We start from the raw sequence: 16,489 nt of genomic DNA, 5'->3' as shown, positions 1-16,489 counted from the left end.
GCGGCGGTTCGCCGCCCCCACAGGTCCTTTGTCAGGCCGCGATCTTCGACGGATCGGTCTGCAGCAACCAGCGGCTGCGCTGCGACTGCAGCAGCCCCTCGAGCAGCGACACACCGCGATCGCGCTGGGCGATGCGGTCCTGCTCGAATGAATCCCTGAGCAGGTTCAGCACGTTGCGCGACTGGGTCACCGCCTTGGGCGTAGTCACGTCGCTTTTCAGGTGGCCATCGACATAGGTGAGGATCCGCTCTTTCTGGCTCGCCTGCTGGGTGGCGCTGGCTTCCACCAGTTGGCCTTTGTCATAGGCCAGGCGGGTGGTGCTGCTGGCCTGGTCGTCGATCAGGTGGTAGCTGTAGTTTTGCGACTCGCGGTCGCTGCCCAGCACCAGGTTGGTCAGCGGATTGAGGCCGCGGTGGAACGAGGCGGTGAGTTTGCTCTGCTGGTTCTGCTCCACCGACCGGTCCTGCAGGCCACGGTTCTTGACCGTGGTGCTCTGCGAGGTGCTGAAGGTGAAACTGTCGGTTTCGTCCAGGCGCATCGGGTTGCTTCTGCGCGTGGTTTCGCTGATCGAGGCGCTGAAGTCGGCCAGGCCGCTGAGCAGGGCGCGGTCCTTGTCGTTCAGGGCCGTCGGGCTTTGCACCGCAGGTTGGCGATTGTCGTCGATGCTGTTGAGCTGGGTGAACGCGTTCTTGAACAGGTTCATCAGGTTCTCGTCGCCACGGCCACGGCGCTGGGCGGCGTCGAACTGGGTCAGGTAGTTGTCGATCGCCGCCTTGCGCTGCGCCGACTTGCCCAGCAGCTCGGCGTCCTGGGTGTCCAGGCTCAGTTGCACCTGGCCGGTCGGGCCCTGCAGGCTGAGGCTGCGCGCCTTGTCATCGAGGCTCAGGGAGAAGGTCTGCTCGCCGCTCAGGGATTCGAACTTGCTGTTTATCTGCAAGGCGCTGAACAGCTTCGGATCGAGCTTGACCAGTGCGCCGAGCTTGAGCTGGGGTGGCACCTCGTTGAGGCCATCGATGGTGGACTGGAAGGAGTCGGCGAGGTTGCCCAGGCCCTTGAGTTCTTCGCTGCTGAGCGAGCCGCCTTCGACTTCCGCGCTCACCGCCAGGCCCTTTTCGCTACTGGCCAGCGACAAGCGAATGGTCGCGCCGGACGCGGTGGTCAGGCTGAAGGTGACGCCGCTGTCGGGATTCTCGCGCAGGCGCTGCTGCTGCAGCTTGAGCACGCCAGGGTCGATTGGAGAGTCGTCGCTGAAGGCGAACACCGACTGCGAGATGTTCTTTCCGCCGTTCTGTGCGAGCTGTTCGATCAAGGCCGCACCAATGCCTTTGAAGCGGCCCGCGCTGCTGGACGACTGGAAGGCGGTCTGCAGCGTGGTGGCGAGCTTGTCCTGGCTGTCCTTTTCCCAGGCATAGCGGACCTGGCCTGGCAGCAGCCCCTGGCGCGAGTAGGTCTCGGAATCGCTGATGGTGTTGCTCTGGCCGAGAATCACGCTGGTGCTCGGGACTGCCGAGACACTGGCGATGCCGGTCGGGTTGCTGGCGCTGGCCGGGGCCGGTTGCGGGGCAGTCAGGACCGGGGCCAGGCGCTGTGCAGCTGTTATCGGATTCATTAGCGTCCTGCCGAATAGAGATACGGGTACACCAGTGATATCGGCAGGCCAGCACTCAACATTAGAAAAAACGCGCAAACGAAACGGCCCGCCAGAAGGCGGGCCGTTCGTTACAGCAGGCGGCGATCAGCGGCGGCGGAACAGCGGCAGCGGCTCGTCGGTGGCACCCTGGTAGGTGACCGAGAAGTCCTTCAGGCTCTGCAACGCGTCTTCCGGGTCCTTGTCGGCACGGATGGCGAAGGCATCGAAGCCGCAGCGGGCCATGTAGAACAGTTGGTCGCGCAGTACATCGCCAATGGCGCGCAGCTCGCCCTTGTACTGGTAGCGATCACGCAGCAGGCGCGCATTGGAGTAGTTGCGCCCGTCGGTGAAGGCCGGGAAGTTCAGGGCGATGACCTGGAAGTGCTGGACGTCCTCGCCAATTTCCTCGGCTTCTTCGTCACTGTCCAGCCACACGCCCAGGCCGCCGTCGCGGGCCTTGAGGGCATGGGCATGGTCGCGCCACAGCTGCAGTGGAACGATGTAGTCGTCGCAGTTGGTCAGCTCGTCGAACGAGGTTTCCTTGGGCAGCAGGTGCCAGGTTTCGTCGATGAGCTGGTTGTTCTTAATGATTCGCTGCATAGACGCGTTCCTTGAATGGGTCGATGCCGATACGCTGGTAGGTGTCGATGAAGCGCTCGTCTTCGTTGCGCTGCTCGACGTACACGTTGATCAGCTTCTCGATCACGTCAGCCATGTCGTCCTGAGCGAAGGAGGGGCCGAGAATCTTGCCCAGGCTCGCATCGCGCGCGGCGTTGCCGCCCAGCGACACCTGGTAGAACTCCTCGCCTTTCTTGTCCACGCCGAGGATGCCGATGTGGCCCACGTGGTGGTGGCCGCAGGCGTTCATGCAGCCGGAGATGTTGAGGTCGAGCTCGCCGATGTCGAACAGGTAGTCCAGGTCGTCGAAGCGGCGCTGGATGGACTCGGCGATCGGGATCGACTTGGCGTTGGCCAGGGAGCAGAAGTCGCCGCCTGGGCAGCAGATGATGTCGGTCAGCAGACCGATGTTCGGTGTGGCAAAACCACCTTCACGCAGTTCCAGCCACAGCGCGTGCAGCTGGCGCTGCTCGACGTCGGCGAGAATGATGTTCTGCTCGTGCGAGGTACGCAGGAAGCCGAAACTGTAGCGCTCGGCGAGGTCGGCCACGGCATCGAGCTGCTTGTCGGTCAGGTCGCCTGGAGCGACGCCGGTAGGTTTGAGCGACAGGGTCACGGCCACATAGCCAGGCTTCTTGTGCGCACGGGTGTTGCGCGAACGCCAGCGGGCGAACCCTGGGTGCTCCTGGTCCAGGGCGCTGTAGTCGACATTGTCGAGGGCCTGGTACTCGGGGTCGATGAAGTGACGCGAGACGCGCTGGACTTCTGCTTCGGTCAGGGTGCTGTTGCCGCCACGCAGGTGGGCCATTTCGGCCTCGACTTTCTCGGCGAACACTTCTGGCGTCAGGGCCTTGACCAAGATCTTGATCCGCGCCTTGTACTTGTTGTCACGACGGCCGTAACGGTTGTACACGCGCAGGATGGCGTCGAGGTAGCTGATCAGGTCCTGCCAGGGCAGGAACTCATTGATGAACGAGCCGACCACCGGCGTGCGGCCCAGGCCGCCACCGACCAGCACGCGGAAGCCCAGCTCGCCGGTTTCGTTGCGCACAGGCTCAAGGCCGATGTCGTGCACTTCGATGGCCGCGCGGTCTTCCTTCGAACCGTTGATCGCAATCTTGAACTTGCGCGGCAGGTAGGCGAATTCCGGGTGGAAGGTGGTCCACTGACGGACGATCTCACACCAGGGGCGTGGATCGATCAGCTCGTCTGCGGCAACACCGGCAAACTGGTCGGTGGTGGTGTTGCGCAGGCAGTTGCCGCTGGTCTGGATCGCGTGCATCTGCACGGTGGCCAGTTCAGCCAGGATGTCCGGGATGTCTTCCAGCGCAGGCCAGTTGAACTGCACGTTCTGGCGGGTGGAGATGTGCGCGTAGCCCTTGTCGTAGTCGCGGGCGATCTTGGCCAGCATGCGGACCTGGCGCGCGTTCAACTGGCCGTAGGGCACGGCGACGCGCAGCATCGGGGCGAAACGTTGGATGTAGAGGCCGTTCTGCAGGCGCAGAGGGCGGAATTCTTCTTCGCTCAGCTCACCGGCCAGGTAGCGGCGGGTCTGATCACGGAACTGCTTGACGCGGTCCTCGATGATCCGCTGATCGTACTCGTCGTATACGTACATAAAAGTCCTGTCTCAGGCTGCATGCAGCTAATCGCGCGCACGGCCGCGCACTCCGGGTCGGAGCGGGGGAACGATAACAGGTTGTATTTATGCGCTAAAGTGATGTTTTTGCATATGAAAAGAACCATTTGGACTAAGTGAGACTGGCTGCTATTTATCCGTGATGGCCATGCGCCGTTATACTGTATCCTTTGCTTTTGCAGGGATGTCTCGCATGGTCATCAGGACGCTGTGCCGCAGCCTGTGCCTGGGTCTGCCACTGGTGGCAAGCGCCCAAGCCGCTTCGGTGGTTTTTCTCAATCCCGGGTTGTCCGATGAGACGTTCTGGGTTGGCTATTCGCGGTTCATGCAAGCGGCGGCCGACGACCTGGGCATGGATCTGCGCGTGGAGTACGGCGAGCGCCAGGCCGAGCGGCAACTGGAGCAGGCGCGGGCGATCCTGCAGGGCGAGCACAAGCCCGACTACCTGGTGCTGGTCAACGAGCAGTATGTGGCGCCAGAGATCATGCGCCTGTCGCAGGGCAGCGGGGTCAAGCTGTTGTTGGTCAACAACGGCCTGACCGAGGGACAGGCCGAGGCGATTCAGGCACAGCCGGGCAAGTACGCGCCGCTGCTCGGCTCATTGGTCGGCAATGACGAACAGGCGGGTTACCAGATGCTGCACGACCTGGTCGCCAGCCTGCCCCGAACAGGCGAACCGATCGAGCTGCTGGCGTTTTCCGGCATCAGCACCACGCCTGCTTCGCAACTGCGCGAGCAAGGCATGCGGCGGGCGTTGGCCGAGTTTCCGCACGTACGCTTGCGCCAGCTGGTGTATGGCGGCTGGAGCCGCCAACGGGCCTTCGAGCAGGCCAAGTTGCTGCTGCAGCGCTATCCGCGGGTGCGCCTGGTGTGGTCGGCGAACGACCAGATGGCGTTCGGTGCAATGCAGGCGTTCGAGGCGGTTGGCCTGGTGCCGGGGCGCGATGTGTTGTTCAGCGCGGTCAACAGTTCGCCCGAGGCCTTGCAGGCTCGCGTGGATGGGCGGCTGAGCGTGCTCATGGGCGGGCATTTCAGCCTGGGCGGCTGGGCCATGGTGATGCTGCATGACGACGCCCGGGGCCTGGCGATGGACCGCGACGGGCAACACCTCTACCGCCTGCCAGTGCTGCAGGCCATCGATGCGGTGAAGGCGCAGCGCTGGCTGGAACTGAGCGCCCGTAAAGGCTATGGCATCGACTTTCGCCGCTACAGCGCAGAGGGGCGGGGCACCGACTATCGCTACCCGTTCCTGGCGTCACCCGTCGATTATTGAAAGACCCTGCTTGAGCAAAGGGCATTGCTGGACTTAACTGCTGGTGTGACGTGCATTCCCATAACCACTACAAGAGGCAATGCAATGGGAAACCCGACCAAGCTCCGCAAGCCTGACAGCAGTGTCGACGCCTGGGCGATCCTGTGCCTGATCGTGCTGGTTGTCGTGACCGCTGTGTACTGGGTCAGCCATCAGTAACGCAAACTTCAGACCGTGAACTGCAACCTGAGCCGCCCGCGGGAGAGAATTCCGCGGGCGGGTGCGTTCTGGCTTGCGCACGCAAAATGAGTGTTTCACCGCCCCGTCAGATGCATCGCCAACTGCACCAGCCCCACCAGCACCAGGATGAACACCAGGGTGAACATCACCCCCATCACGATGAAGTGGCTGGCCTTGCCGTGGGTGAAGTCGCGCGCGCGGTTCTTGCCGCTCTGCACGCCGAAGGCGGCAGCCAGGATGCTGTGCAGCATCTGCCAGAAGGTGGGTGGCTTGCCTTGGCTGGAATCGTCCATGGTGGCTCCCGGAAATCAGAGGCAATCAGCGAAAGTGTAGGCAACAACGGCGCTCAGCGCCCGACCCGCTTGCCACGTTGCAAGCCAACCTCCAGTGCCTGCCCGTCGCGTTGCTTGCCTTGGCGCGCCAAACCTTCGAGCTGGGGAATGAGCATGCCCTCGGGCAGGTGGCGCCAGAAACGCCCCGGCATATGCAGGCGCAGGGCATCAGGGTTCAGCCGCGCCGGGTTGAAGGTGGAGCGGTAGTAGGTACGCCACAGCTCGGCGCCGGTATCTTCGGCATGGCGCGCCCAGTTCACCCATTCACGCGGACACTGCCGACGGTAGTCGAGCTTGCTGCCGTCGAAGCGTATGCCATCGGTGGGCGTTGCGATCAGCCAGCGCTGGCGCCCGAGGCGGTCGGCAAAATGGCCACTGGCGCTTTCAAGGATGTCATGGGCAGGTTCGTGGTAGGCCACCAGGTCCAGTTGCAGGCGCTCGGCGACCGCTTCCGGCAATGGCACGAAGCGCACGAAGGCGTGCAGGTGATGCGCCTCGCGGGAGACCTGCTTGATACGCCGCTGCAACTCGCTGCCAAGGCGGTCGCCGGCGAGCATTGCCGTGCGATCTCCATGGGCGACACGCCAGAGGACTTCGTACAGCAGGTTCCAGCGTTGTTCGCCGCGATAGCGAGCGGCCTGCTCAAGCTGTGCCAGCAAGGCCGCGGGCACCCGCGCACGGAAGGGGCCGGGTCCTTGTGGCAAAGGCGTGGGGATGGCAAGCAGGTCGTCCATCGGCCCCTGGCCCCAGGTCACCTCGGCCGGGTCGATGCCATGGCCGAGAAGGACTCGCGCCTGGTCGCGCCAGGTGCCGAACAGGTCGTCGCAATCCAGCGCGATCATGCCCATAACCCCATCTGCACCGGTGCCTGCGGTTCGCGCAGGCGTTGGCGCAGCAAGCCGCTGCGCAGTTCGGCCTGGGCCGGGCGGTAATCGCTGGTGACGATGAACGGCCGGGCCTTTTCCAGCACGCAGCGCAGTTGGATCAGATCGTCGTAGCGGATCCGCCGCTCGCGTCGCAGCGCCACCAGCCGCTGTACGCTGCGCAGGCCGATACCGGGAATACGGGCGAGCAGGGCGGGCTCGGCGCGGTTCAGGTCCAGCGGAAAGACCTCGCGGTTGGCCAGGGCCCAGGCCAGCTTGGGGTCGATGTCCAGCGCCAGGTTACCGGCCTGGCCGAGCAGCTCGCCGGCCTTGTAGCCGTAGCCGCGCATCAGGAAGTCGGCCTGGTACAGGCGGTGCTCGCGCAGCAGCGGCGGTGCGGCGAGCGGCACACTGTTCGGGCTGTCCGGGATCGGGCTGAAGGCGGAGTAGTACACGCGCTTGAGGCCATAGCCCTGGTACAGCGATTCGGCGTTGCGCAGCAGGGTGCGGTCGTCGGTGTTGTCGGCACCGACGATTACCTGTGTGCTCTGGCCGGCTGGCGTGAAACGCGGCGCCCGCGGTTCGCCGGCCACGGCCTGCTGGCCCTGGTGAATCACGCCCATGGCCTGGCGGATGGTGTGTGCCTGTTTCTCCGGCGCCAGGCGCTTGAGGCTGGCCTCGGTGGGCAGCTCGACGTTGACGCTCAGTCGGTCGGCCAGGCGTCCGGCTTCTTCGATCAGCAGCGGGTCGGCGTCGGGAATGGTCTTGAGGTGGATGTAGCCGCGGAAGCCGTGCTCTTCGCGCAGCAGCCTGGCAACGCGGTTCAACTGCTCCATGGTGTAGTCGGCCGAGCGAATGATGCCCGAGCTCAGGAACAACCCGCTGATGCAGTTGCGCCGGTAGAAGTCGAGGGTCAGGCGCACCACTTCCTCGGGGCTGAAGCGTGCGCGCGGCACGTTGCTGGAGCGGCGATTGACGCAGTACTGGCAGTCGTACAGGCAAAAGTTGGTGAGCAACACCTTGAGCAGCGATACGCAGCGCCCGTCAGGGGTGTAGCTGTGGCAGATGCCCATGCCATCGGTGGCACCAAGTCCGTCACGCCCCCGCGAACTGCGCTTGGGCGCGCCGCTGCTGGCGCACGAGGCATCGTATTTGGCGGCGTCAGCGAGAATGCCGAGCTTGGCGATGAGTTGCATGGGGAAAACTCGAAATACTGGTTTTTCATACAGTATTTCGAGATTCCTCCGTTTGCAAGTGTGTCTGTCGGCTAACGAGCCTTCAGGTGATGGTAGGCGAGAGCGGTGTCCTGGCCTGGTTATGCGCCAAGGTCACGGCATCCTGGCGTTTGGCGGCAAGCGCTTCGCCGACCATCTTGCGCAATGCGCCCGGCTTGCCCGTCTCGATGTCGTGGTCCCCCGCTAGTTTGCATCTGATCGCAACGACCCGACGGCTCTTCTATTTAGGCGGCTGATATACTCTCCCGGGTTTGTATAGCGTCCGTGGACAAAATACGCTTGAACAGGAAGTCTGTCGCTCAGGAAATAAAAGTCCCCTGGCAAAAGACGCGTTGTTTCAGTCTGCGGCAATGGAGTGGCATAACTACCCGAGGTGGTCACGATTAACAGGCGTGAAGGGCTTGGGTTCGAATAGTGTGTGCGGCCGATAACTGTTTCTCTTTGGTTGCCTATCATAATGGACTGGCCAGGTGTCACCAGCGCTGCAGAGGCATCAAGGGTTGGCGCGTCTTGCGGAATAAGCGGCTCTACGCGCGTGCGGCGATAGCCAATGGGTTCGTCGGGGGATTTGGTCATGAAGTAAACCGTCTGAAAGTCGCTGCTGATCTCCAGGTCGCCGGTCACGATATGGTGGCGTATATCATCAGGATTGATGAAAGCGTTGTAGGATCTTTCAGAGGTTTTATCATAAAGTAAACAGATGCGAGGTTCATGTAAGTGAAACCTTCTCGCAGCCACTGAATATCGTTGTCCCCCAACGACGTACTCGTTGTACGGTTTGGCGGCCAAACCCGGACCTTCCGGGAAGGGGTCTTGCTGGAGAGGGGTTTGCTCGTACGCGACTTGCGGTCTACTGCCTTCTTCGTCCGATGCCGGATCGAAAGGTTCACGTTTCCTATCGGGTAGGTTGTCAACGCCCAGCAAGCTGACGGGGCTGCCATTTACCCTCGCGTCGCTTGTTGATAGCTCGGCAGTAACCAATACAATCGCTACCTCGGATGCGCTGATCGCGCGAACGCCGGCAATCACGTAGACAGTTTGATCTTCGTCAATGTAGTAGTCGCCTGGCGTCAAGTAGGGGATTGTAAGCTCAGGTACATAGGTATTCCATGGGTTGAAGTTGTTTTCCGTATTCAATTGAAAGCGATAGTTTTGCTCGCCCGGGACTGTGTAGAGGATGCGCTCGAAGACAGTCGTGTAACCGCCCCTCGTTTCCATGCCCTCTGCGCGAGTGATACCCGGTAGATGGCCACGGGTCTGTTGGTTGCCTTCCTCCCGGACAGGCAGCGGGCGAGTGAAAATCTCGTAGATTGTTTCTACGGGGTCTTCTGGAGGCTGCTCAGGAACTAAAATTTGTATATAGAGGATTCGTCGATAACCTGGTTCCCCGGGGCGGTCGAGGATGAAATCGAGGCTGTTCATATAAGCTTCGATGCCCTCGGCGGCGACAGGCTCGGACTTTTCGATCTGCCCGTTGTTGAGCACGACGTGGACAATCACGCGGCCATCTTTATATTCGAATAGGCGGTAGACGACCAGGTAGTCTGTATCGATCGGACCATGATAACTACCGACGGATGCGCTGAGCAGTGGCGTTGTAAGCGTGGTCATGTGCATGCCTCCCGAGAGTGAAAACTGATGCTACCGAGGGGCATGAATTTCGGTAACTGACAAAAATATCAGGTGCGCCTGAAGCATTCACGCTGTGCGTGATGGCAGCTTGACTAACCAGACTGAATCACTCAGCTAAGCTTGCGTGGGTTTTGTACACCAAAGGCACGAGCGCTCGGACCAGGGGCAGGGCACTTTCACGGATTGGAGCGAGGCCGTGTGGCCTCGACGGAGGGAACATGCAGATCGCAATCTCATACAAACCGGCCCTGGCGGGCCTAGCCTTGGCCTTTGGCCTCACGGCCGTACAGGCCGCCGAGAGCAAGCGGGTCGATGTGCTGCTGGTGGGCGGCGGGATCATGAGCTCCACGCTGGCCGTGTGGCTCAACGAGCTCGAGCCCGGTTGGTCGATGGAGATGATCGAGCGGCTGGACAAGGTCGCCGAGGAAAGCTCCAACGGCTGGAACAACGCCGGTACCGGGCATTCGGCGCTGGCCGAGCTGAACTACACCCCAGAAAAGGACGGCAAGATCGACATCAGCAAGGCGGTGGAGATCAACGAGTCGTTTCAGGTCACCCGACAGTTTCTCGCCTGGCAGGTCAAGCAGGGGGTACTGAAGAACCCACGTTCGTTCATCAACGCCACACCGCACATGAGCTTTGTCTGGGGCGATGACAATATCCGTTTCCTGCGCAAGCGCTACGAGGCGCTGCAGGCCAGCCCGCTGTTCAAGCCCATGCAGTACTCGGAAGACAACGCACAGATCGCCAAGTGGGTGCCGTTGATGATGGAGGGACGCGACCCGAACCAGAAGCTTGCGGTGACCTGGACGCCGATCGGCACAGACGTCAATTTCGGCGAGATCACTCGTCAGTACGTGACGTACCTGCAGACCCGCCCCAACTTCGACCTCAAGCTCTCCAGCGAAGTGCAGGACATCACCCGCAACGACGACGGCTCGTGGCATGTGGAGTACAAGAACCTCAAGGATGGCAGCACGTCGGCCACCGATGCCAAGTTCCTGTTCATCGGCGCCGGTGGCGCGGCGCTGCCTCTGTTGCAGAAGTCGGGCATCCCCGAGGCGAAGGAATACGCAGGTTTCCCGGTGGGGGGATCGTTCCTGGTGACCGAGAACGCTGCCATTGCCGAGCGCCACATGGCCAAGGCTTATGGCATCGCCTCGACGGGGGCGCCGCCGATGTCGGTGCCGCATCTGGATACGCGGGTGCTCGATGGCAAGCGGGTGATCCTGTTCGGGCCTTTTGCAACCTTCTCGACCAAGTTTCTCAAGGAAGGCTCGCTGCTCGACCTGTTCGGCAGCATGACGCTACACAACAGTTGGCCGATGGTGCGTGTCGGGGTCCGCGAGTTCGACCTGGTGCAGTACCTGATCGGTCAGGTCATGCAATCGGACGACGACCGCTTCGCTGCGCTGCAGACCTACTTCCCCCATGCCAGGAAAGAAGACTGGCGCCTGTGGCAGGCTGGGCAGCGCGTACAGATCATCAAGAACGACCCTGAGCAGGGCGGGGTGCTCAAGCTTGGCACCGAGGTCGTGACCTCCGCCGACGGCACCATTGCCGGCCTGCTGGGTGCCTCGCCGGGCGCCTCGACCGCGCCACCGATCATGCTCGACCTGTTGCGCAAGGTGTTCAAGGACAAGGTCGCTTCACCACCCTGGCAGGAGAAGCTGCACCAGATCATCCCAAGCTACGGGCTCAAGTTGAACGAGCATCCTGACAAGGTGCAGGAGGAGTGGGACTACACCAATGAAGTGCTGCAACTGCAGCCTCTGACTTCGCCAGCGGGCTGAGCCCGGCGGTTGGCGGCCCTGGTGCGGGGCCGCCAGATGCGGAGCTACCGTCTCGAAAGCGTGCCGCCATGCCGCAGCTCGCTTTCGCGTTCGCTTGCTAAGATGCGTCCAATCTCAAGCACTGGACATCCTCAATGAGCGACCGCACTCCGATCATTCCCGCTTCCCAGCAGAAACTTGCCGAACGTGCCGGTTATCTGCCGGCCTTGAAGGTCGGTAGTACGTTGTATCTGGCCGGTCAGGTGGGGCGTACGGCGGATCTGCAGGTCATTGCCGACCCGCGGCAGCAGTTTCACGCGGCGTGGGAAAACCTGAGGGACGTGCTGGCGGCTGCCGGTTGTGATTTCGCGGATGTGGTGGAACTGACCACCTATCATGTCGGCTTGCGCGAGCACATGGCGGTGTTTCGTGAGGTCAAGGACGCGCTGTTCCCGCGGGGTACCTGCCCCTGGACCTGTATTGGTGTCAGCGAACTGGCCCATGACGGGCTGCTGGTGGAGATCAAGTGCGTGGCGGTTGGGCGCCAGGGGTGAAATGCAGAAGGGGCGCCAACGGGCGCCCCTTCTTTTTGCTGCTTAGGCTTCAGCGTCCCAGGGACGATCGCCTTTTTCATCCTTGACGCGGGTCGGCAGGCCCATCACGTCCAGCGTTTTGAGGAACGGCTCGGCGGGCAGTTCCTCGACGTTGACCATGCGCCCGGCATCCCACTCGCCGCGGGCGACCAGCAGGGCTGCGGCCACTGGCGGCACGCCAGCGGTGTAGGAGATGCCCTGGCTGTCGGTCTCGGCGTAGGCTTCTTCGTGGTCGGCGACGTTGTAGATGAACACTTCGCGTGCCTGGCCGTCCTTGGTGCCTTTGACCAGATCGCCGATGCAGGTCTTGCCGGTGTAGCCCGGAGCCAGGGATGCTGGATCGGGCAGTACGGCCTTGACCACTTTCAGCGGCACGACTTCAAGGCCTTCGGCGGTCTTGACCGGTTGCTCGGAGAGCAGGCCGAGGCTCTTCAGCACGGTGAACACGTTGATGTAGTGTTCGCCGAAGCTCATCCAGAAACGCACATTGGGTACGTTCAGGTTCTTCGAGATCGAATGTACTTCATCGTGACCGGTCAGGTAGAGGTTCTGCGAACCCACCACCGGGAGGTCGTCGGTGCGCTTGACCTCGAACATGGTGTTGCTGGTCCACTGGCTGTTCTGCCAGCTCCATACTTGCCCGGTGAACTCGCGGAAGTTGATTTCCGGGTCGAAGTTGGTGGCGAAGTACTTGCCGTGGGAACCGGCATTGACGTCGAGAATGTCGATCGAATCAATGCGGTCGAAATACTGCTGCTGCGCGAGTTTCGCGTAGCTGTTCACCACACCCGGGTCGAAGCCGACACCGAGAATGGCGGTAATGTTCTTCTGCTGGCACTCCTCGAGATGCTTCCACTCGTAGTTGCCATACCAGGGCGGGGTTTCGCAGATCTTGCCCGGTTCTTCGTGAATCGCGGTATCGAGATAGGCGACACCGGTATCGATGCAGGCACGCAGCACCGACATGTTGAGGAAGGCGGAACCGACGTTGATCACGATCTGCGATTCGGTCTCGCGGATCAGTGCCTTGGTCGCCTCGACATCGAGGGCGTTGAGCGAGAAGGCCTGGATGTCTGCGGGTACCTTGAGGCTACCCTTGGCCTTGACGCTGTCGATGATGGCCTGGCATTTGGAGATGTTCCGTGACGCAATCGCAATACGACCGAGTTCGTCGTTATGCTGTGCGCACTTGTGGGCCACCACCTTGGCGACACCTCCTGCACCAATGATAAGAACGTTCTTCTTCAATTTATCCCTTGCTCCTTACTGAAAGCCGGTCTTACGACAGGCTGGAAACGTAGTCTTCGAAACCGAACTCGCGCTTGACCTCGACGCTGCCGTCGAGCTGTTTGACGACGATGGCCGGCATCTTCAGACCGTTGAACCAGTTCTTCTTGACCATGGTGTAACCCGCCGCGTCGATGAACGACAGGCGATCGCCGATGGCCAGAGGACGATCGAATTGGTATTCGCCGAAGATGTCACCGGCCAGGCACGACTTGCCGCAGACCATGTAGGTGTGCTCGCCGTCGTTGGGGGCCATCTTGGCGTTGAGGCGGTAGATCAGCAGGTCGAGCATGTGCGCTTCGATGGAGCTGTCGACCACGGCCAGGTGCTTGCCGTTGTAGAGCGTGTCGAGCACGGTGACTTCCAGCGAGGCGCTGTTGGTGATCGCCGCTTCACCGGGCTCCAGGTAGACCTGCACGCCGTACTTCTCGGAGAAGCCTTTCAGGCGGGCGCAGAAAGCGTCGAGTGCGTAGCCTTCGCCGGTGAAGTGGATGCCGCCGCCGAGGCTGACCCACTGGACCTGGTGCAGCAAATGGCCGAAGCGCTCTTCGATGTGCGAGAGCATCTTGTCGAACAGGCTGAAGTCACCGTTTTCGCAGTTGTTGTGGAACATGAAGCCGGAAATCGTGCCGATCACCTTTTCGATCTTTTCCGGATCCCATTCGCCCAGGCGGCTGAACGGACGCGCCGGGTCGGCCAGCAGGTAGTCGGAGCTGCTCACCTGAGGGTTGACGCGCAGGCCGCGGGTCTTGCCTTCGGACTGCTCGGCGAAGCGCTGGAGCTGGCCGATGGAGTTGAAGATGATCTTGTCGCAGTTCTCCAGCATTTCCTCGACCTCATCGTCGGCCCAGGCCACGCTGTAGGCGTGGGTCTCGCCGGCGAACTTCTGGCGGCCGAGCTTGAGCTCGTAGAGCGAGGAGGAGGTGGTGCCGTCCATGTACTGCTCCATCAGGTCGAATACCGACCAGGTGGCGAAGCACTTGAGGGCGAGCAAGGCCTTGGCGCCGGAGTGTTCGCGCACGTAGGCGATCTTCTCCAGGTTGCCCAGCAGCTTGGTTTTGTCGATGAGGTAGTACGGCGTCTTGATCATTTCAAAGGCCCCCGGCCAGGCCGGCCAAAAAAAGGACACGCATTGTGCCTTCACTTGCCGCATATCGAAAGGGCGCGATGCGCATTTCGTCCGAGCTCGCAGGCTGCGGGCCGCGTGAGGGGAGTAGAGCAGGGGAATGTGACTGTCTTAATCGTTGTGGAGGCAGATGGCCCTATCGCGGGACAAGTCGGGGCGCCGAACCGCCGCTCCCACAAGTGACACCGCAGTATGCAGCAGTTGCGGCGCTCTTGTAGGAGCGGGCTCGTCCCGCGATAGGGCCATCTGCCTCGCTACATCACTGCGGCAACCGCGCCACCACCTTGATCTCGAAATCGAAGCCGTACAACCAGGTTACCCCGACAGCCGTCACCGTTGGGTAAGGTGCTGGCCCCCAGAATTCAGCGCGCACCAAGTCCCAGATGCTCTGGAACTTGTTTTGTGGGTCGACGATGAACAGGGTCACGTCCTGCACGTCAGCGAAGCTGCAACCGGCGGCGGCGAGAATCGCCTCGAGGTTGGCGAAGGCCCGGCGCACCTGGTTTTCCAGGCCCGGCTCGGGTGAGCCGTCCTCGCGGCTGCCAACTTGCCCGGAGACGAACAGCAAGCCGTTGCTGCGCACGGCCGGGGAGTAGTGATTGATGTCGTACAGGGCCTGACGGCCAGCAGGGAATACTACGTCGCGTTGGTTCATGGTGTTTTCTCCATCAAGGGGGTGATGGGGCGACTGTACGAGCCCGGACCTGTTCGATAAACGTGCCAGTCTGGTTATCATTGTTTGTTTATTCCAAACAATCGAGGCGCTGATGGACCGGTTCGACGCAATGCGTGCCTTTGCCCGGGTGGTAGAGGCGGGCAGCTTCACCAAGGCTGCAGAGACGCTGCACATGAGCCGCACCAGTGTGACCCAGCTGGTGCAGCAGTTGGAAACCCGCCTGCGCGTGCGCCTGCTCAACCGCACCACGCGCAAGGTGAGCGTGACCGGCGATGGCGAGCAGTTCTACCAGCGGGTGTTGCGCCTGTTGGCGGAGCTCGAGGATGCGGAGAGCAGCCTCAGCGGCGCTGCCGGCCTGCCGCGTGGCAAGTTGCGGGTCGATGTACCGAGCCCGCTGGCAAGCCTGGTGCTGGTGCCGGCGCTGCCGGACTTCCATGCCCGCTACCCGGACATCCAGATCGACATGGGCGTCAGCGATCGTATCGTCGACATCATTGGCGAGCATGTCGATTGCGTGGTGCGCGGAGGCGAACTGCTGGACCAGTCGCTGATGGCGCGCAAGGTTGCCGACCTGCAGTTGGGGGTGTATGCGGCGCCGGCTTACCTCGAACGCCTTGGCACCCCTGCCCATCCTTCGGACCTGGAGGGTTCTGACCACCGTACGGTAGGTTTTCTCTGGGCACGTACCGGCAAACCGCTGCCCTATGCCCTCGTTCGCGGCACCGAGCGGCTGCAGGTTCGCGGTACCCAAGTGCTGGCGGTGGACGATGGCAACGCCTACCTGGCGGCCGGGGTGGCTGGGCTTGGGGTGCTGTGGCTGCCGGACTACATGGCCCGCGCGCCACTGGCCAGCGGTGCGCTGGTGCGGGTGCTCGAAGATTGGCAGTTGGAGCCGATGCCGTTGTACGTCGCTTATCCGCCGAATCGGCATGTGGGCGCGCGGTTGCGGGTGTTCATCGACTGGGTGGTGGAGGTGATGGGGCGCTGATCAGGGCCTTTCCCGACCGGATAGAGCGCGCTTTGACGGTCAGGCAACACCGCCGGTCGTGCTGGGGCTCAAGTACACCTTGCAGCCGGTTCATGGCTCATCACGCTGTCTACGAACCCCAGCGCCCCGAGGCCGGAGCCCGCCTGCCGGACATGGAGCGCGACAGGGTCTACCGAACCCTTGAGCGCACCGACCGGAATGTCACCAAGTCGGCACGCTTGCTGGGGCCGTCACGCGGCATGCTCCGCTACAAGATCGAAAAGCTGGGGTTGAGCAGGCCTGACAAGCGGCAGTGGTGACCGTCAGGGCTTGCCACTGCCGCCCTGGCTACCATTACCCTCCGAGCCGCTGCCGTCCATGCCGGGCAGGTCGCGGTTGTCGTTCTGCCGGGCCGGCGGGCTTTCCGGGTCGTTGCCCTGGATCCGCGGGTCGGTATCGCGCGGCATGGGTTTTTCAACCGGGTTGAGGGTGCTGTCTACACCAGGCTGTGGCGCGGGGTTATGCGGATCGTCCGGGTAAGTGGTGCCGGTGCCAACCGCCATGGCCAGTGGTGAGCAGAGCAGGGCGGCGAGCAGGCAGGTACGGGTCAGGGATCGCTTCATGGGG

Annotated in this window: 15 protein-coding genes and 1 pseudogene; 5 read left to right on the top strand and 11 right to left on the bottom strand. The window is 62.2% G+C overall.

Annotated features, from left to right (window positions below; all coding sequences use genetic code 11):
• Window positions 1-31 precede the first annotated feature (31 nt).
• From ACTYOL_RS14100 to ACTYOL_RS14090, 3 genes are all read right to left on the bottom strand, one after another.
• Window positions 32-1,609: a hypothetical protein gene (locus tag ACTYOL_RS14100; RefSeq protein ID WP_444756457.1), complete on the bottom strand. Its 1,578-nt coding sequence runs from the start codon at window positions 1,607-1,609 to the stop codon at window positions 32-34.
• Between the two features lie 126 nt (window positions 1,610-1,735).
• Window positions 1,736-2,230 (bottom strand): DUF934 domain-containing protein, encoded by a 495-nt coding sequence (locus ACTYOL_RS14095; protein ID WP_054890756.1) that lies wholly within the window; start codon window positions 2,228-2,230, stop codon window positions 1,736-1,738.
• Window positions 2,214-3,866, bottom strand: coding sequence for a nitrite/sulfite reductase (locus ACTYOL_RS14090; protein WP_444756456.1), 1,653 nt, complete (start codon window positions 3,864-3,866; stop codon window positions 2,214-2,216). Before ACTYOL_RS14090 ends, ACTYOL_RS14095 begins: the two co-directional genes overlap by 17 nt.
• A gap of 214 nt (window positions 3,867-4,080) precedes the next feature.
• Here ACTYOL_RS14090 and ACTYOL_RS14085 point away from each other — a divergent pair, with 214 nt between their 5' ends.
• Window positions 4,081-5,160: an ABC transporter substrate-binding protein gene (locus tag ACTYOL_RS14085; protein WP_444756455.1), complete on the top strand. Its 1,080-nt coding sequence runs from the start codon at window positions 4,081-4,083 to the stop codon at window positions 5,158-5,160.
• Window positions 5,161-5,453: 293 nt separating this feature from the next.
• Here the strand turns inward: ACTYOL_RS14085 and ACTYOL_RS14080 are convergent, their stop codons facing one another.
• From ACTYOL_RS14080 to ACTYOL_RS14065, 4 genes are all read right to left on the bottom strand, one after another.
• Window positions 5,454-5,672 carry a DUF2970 domain-containing protein gene (locus tag ACTYOL_RS14080; protein ID WP_054890753.1) on the bottom strand — a complete coding sequence of 73 codons (219 nt, stop codon included), beginning with the start codon at window positions 5,670-5,672 and terminating at the stop codon, window positions 5,454-5,456.
• A gap of 53 nt (window positions 5,673-5,725) precedes the next feature.
• Window positions 5,726-6,559 (bottom strand): TIGR03915 family putative DNA repair protein, encoded by an 834-nt coding sequence (locus ACTYOL_RS14075; RefSeq protein ID WP_444756454.1) that lies wholly within the window; start codon window positions 6,557-6,559, stop codon window positions 5,726-5,728.
• Entirely contained in the window at window positions 6,550-7,770 is a 1,221-nt protein-coding gene (locus tag ACTYOL_RS14070; protein ID WP_444756453.1) for a putative DNA modification/repair radical SAM protein, read from the bottom strand. Before ACTYOL_RS14070 ends, ACTYOL_RS14075 begins: the two co-directional genes overlap by 10 nt.
• Window positions 7,771-7,992: 222 nt before the next feature.
• Window positions 7,993-9,420 carry a hypothetical protein gene (locus ACTYOL_RS14065; protein WP_444756452.1) on the bottom strand — a complete coding sequence of 476 codons (1,428 nt, stop codon included), beginning with the start codon at window positions 9,418-9,420 and terminating at the stop codon, window positions 7,993-7,995.
• Window positions 9,421-9,659: 239 nt separating this feature from the next.
• Between ACTYOL_RS14065 and mqo the strand changes: the two genes are divergently transcribed.
• Together mqo and ACTYOL_RS14055 are read left to right on the top strand one after the other, a co-directional pair.
• The gene (gene mqo, locus ACTYOL_RS14060; RefSeq protein WP_444756451.1) at window positions 9,660-11,234 is read left to right on the top strand and encodes a malate dehydrogenase (quinone); all 1,575 of its coding nucleotides are present in this window, start codon (window positions 9,660-9,662) and stop codon (window positions 11,232-11,234) included.
• A gap of 134 nt (window positions 11,235-11,368) precedes the next feature.
• Window positions 11,369-11,767, top strand: coding sequence for a RidA family protein (locus tag ACTYOL_RS14055; RefSeq protein ID WP_444756450.1), 399 nt, complete (start codon window positions 11,369-11,371; stop codon window positions 11,765-11,767).
• A 42-nt stretch (window positions 11,768-11,809) separates the two neighbouring features.
• Here ACTYOL_RS14055 and ACTYOL_RS14050 read toward each other — a convergent pair whose 3' ends face one another.
• The 3 genes from ACTYOL_RS14050 to ACTYOL_RS14040 all read right to left on the bottom strand — a co-directional run bounded on the left by ACTYOL_RS14050 (window position 11,810) and on the right by ACTYOL_RS14040 (window position 14,874).
• Window positions 11,810-13,054, bottom strand: a complete 1,245-nt coding sequence (locus ACTYOL_RS14050) for a saccharopine dehydrogenase family protein (protein WP_444756449.1) — start codon at window positions 13,052-13,054, stop codon at window positions 11,810-11,812.
• Between the two features lie 31 nt (window positions 13,055-13,085).
• Window positions 13,086-14,183 carry a carboxynorspermidine decarboxylase gene (locus tag ACTYOL_RS14045; protein ID WP_054890747.1) on the bottom strand — a complete coding sequence of 366 codons (1,098 nt, stop codon included), beginning with the start codon at window positions 14,181-14,183 and terminating at the stop codon, window positions 13,086-13,088.
• A 295-nt stretch (window positions 14,184-14,478) separates the two neighbouring features.
• A complete protein-coding gene (locus ACTYOL_RS14040; protein ID WP_153773753.1) occupies window positions 14,479-14,874 on the bottom strand; it encodes a RidA family protein in 396 nt (131 codons plus the stop codon).
• Between the two features lie 112 nt (window positions 14,875-14,986).
• Between ACTYOL_RS14040 and ACTYOL_RS14035 the strand changes: the two genes are divergently transcribed.
• Together ACTYOL_RS14035 and ACTYOL_RS14030 are read left to right on the top strand one after the other, a co-directional pair.
• On the top strand, window positions 14,987-15,883 hold the full coding sequence (locus tag ACTYOL_RS14035; protein WP_151924581.1) for a LysR family transcriptional regulator: 897 nt from the start codon (window positions 14,987-14,989) through the stop codon (window positions 15,881-15,883).
• Window positions 15,884-15,987: 104 nt separating this feature from the next.
• Window positions 15,988-16,182, top strand: a pseudogene (locus tag ACTYOL_RS14030) (helix-turn-helix domain-containing protein); the annotation flags it as partial.
• A gap of 3 nt (window positions 16,183-16,185) precedes the next feature.
• Here ACTYOL_RS14030 and ACTYOL_RS14025 read toward each other — a convergent pair.
• Entirely contained in the window at window positions 16,186-16,485 is a 300-nt protein-coding gene (locus tag ACTYOL_RS14025; RefSeq protein WP_112898371.1) for a hypothetical protein, read from the bottom strand.
• Window positions 16,486-16,489 lie beyond the last annotated feature (4 nt).

Origin of the sequence: Pseudomonas sp. A014 (genome assembly GCF_052378495.1) — a bacterium.
Lineage (GTDB): Bacteria > Pseudomonadota > Gammaproteobacteria > Pseudomonadales > Pseudomonadaceae > Aquipseudomonas > Aquipseudomonas machongensis.
Note: the sequence above shows the minus strand (reverse complement) of the source record. Positions and strands in the feature narration are given on the sequence as shown.

Coding starts and splice junctions, on each gene's coding strand:
- ACTYOL_RS14075 (WP_444756454.1), bottom strand. CDS start 6,559: ATGGGCATGATCGCGCTGGATTGCGACGACCTGTTCGGCACCTGGCGC.
- ACTYOL_RS14025 (WP_112898371.1), bottom strand. CDS start 16,485: ATGAAGCGATCCCTGACCCGTACCTGCCTGCTCGCCGCCCTGCTCTGC.
- ACTYOL_RS14035 (WP_151924581.1), top strand. CDS start 14,987: ATGGACCGGTTCGACGCAATGCGTGCCTTTGCCCGGGTGGTAGAGGCG.
- ACTYOL_RS14065 (WP_444756452.1), bottom strand. CDS start 9,420: ATGACCACGCTTACAACGCCACTGCTCAGCGCATCCGTCGGTAGTTAT.
- ACTYOL_RS14080 (WP_054890753.1), bottom strand. CDS start 5,672: ATGGACGATTCCAGCCAAGGCAAGCCACCCACCTTCTGGCAGATGCTG.
- mqo (WP_444756451.1), top strand. CDS start 9,660: ATGCAGATCGCAATCTCATACAAACCGGCCCTGGCGGGCCTAGCCTTG.
- ACTYOL_RS14070 (WP_444756453.1), bottom strand. CDS start 7,770: ATGCAACTCATCGCCAAGCTCGGCATTCTCGCTGACGCCGCCAAATAC.
- ACTYOL_RS14055 (WP_444756450.1), top strand. CDS start 11,369: ATGAGCGACCGCACTCCGATCATTCCCGCTTCCCAGCAGAAACTTGCC.
- ACTYOL_RS14085 (WP_444756455.1), top strand. CDS start 4,081: ATGGTCATCAGGACGCTGTGCCGCAGCCTGTGCCTGGGTCTGCCACTG.
- ACTYOL_RS14040 (WP_153773753.1), bottom strand. CDS start 14,874: ATGAACCAACGCGACGTAGTATTCCCTGCTGGCCGTCAGGCCCTGTAC.
- ACTYOL_RS14090 (WP_444756456.1), bottom strand. CDS start 3,866: ATGTACGTATACGACGAGTACGATCAGCGGATCATCGAGGACCGCGTC.
- ACTYOL_RS14095 (WP_054890756.1), bottom strand. CDS start 2,230: ATGCAGCGAATCATTAAGAACAACCAGCTCATCGACGAAACCTGGCAC.
- ACTYOL_RS14100 (WP_444756457.1), bottom strand. CDS start 1,609: ATGAATCCGATAACAGCTGCACAGCGCCTGGCCCCGGTCCTGACTGCC.
- ACTYOL_RS14045 (WP_054890747.1), bottom strand. CDS start 14,183: ATGATCAAGACGCCGTACTACCTCATCGACAAAACCAAGCTGCTGGGC.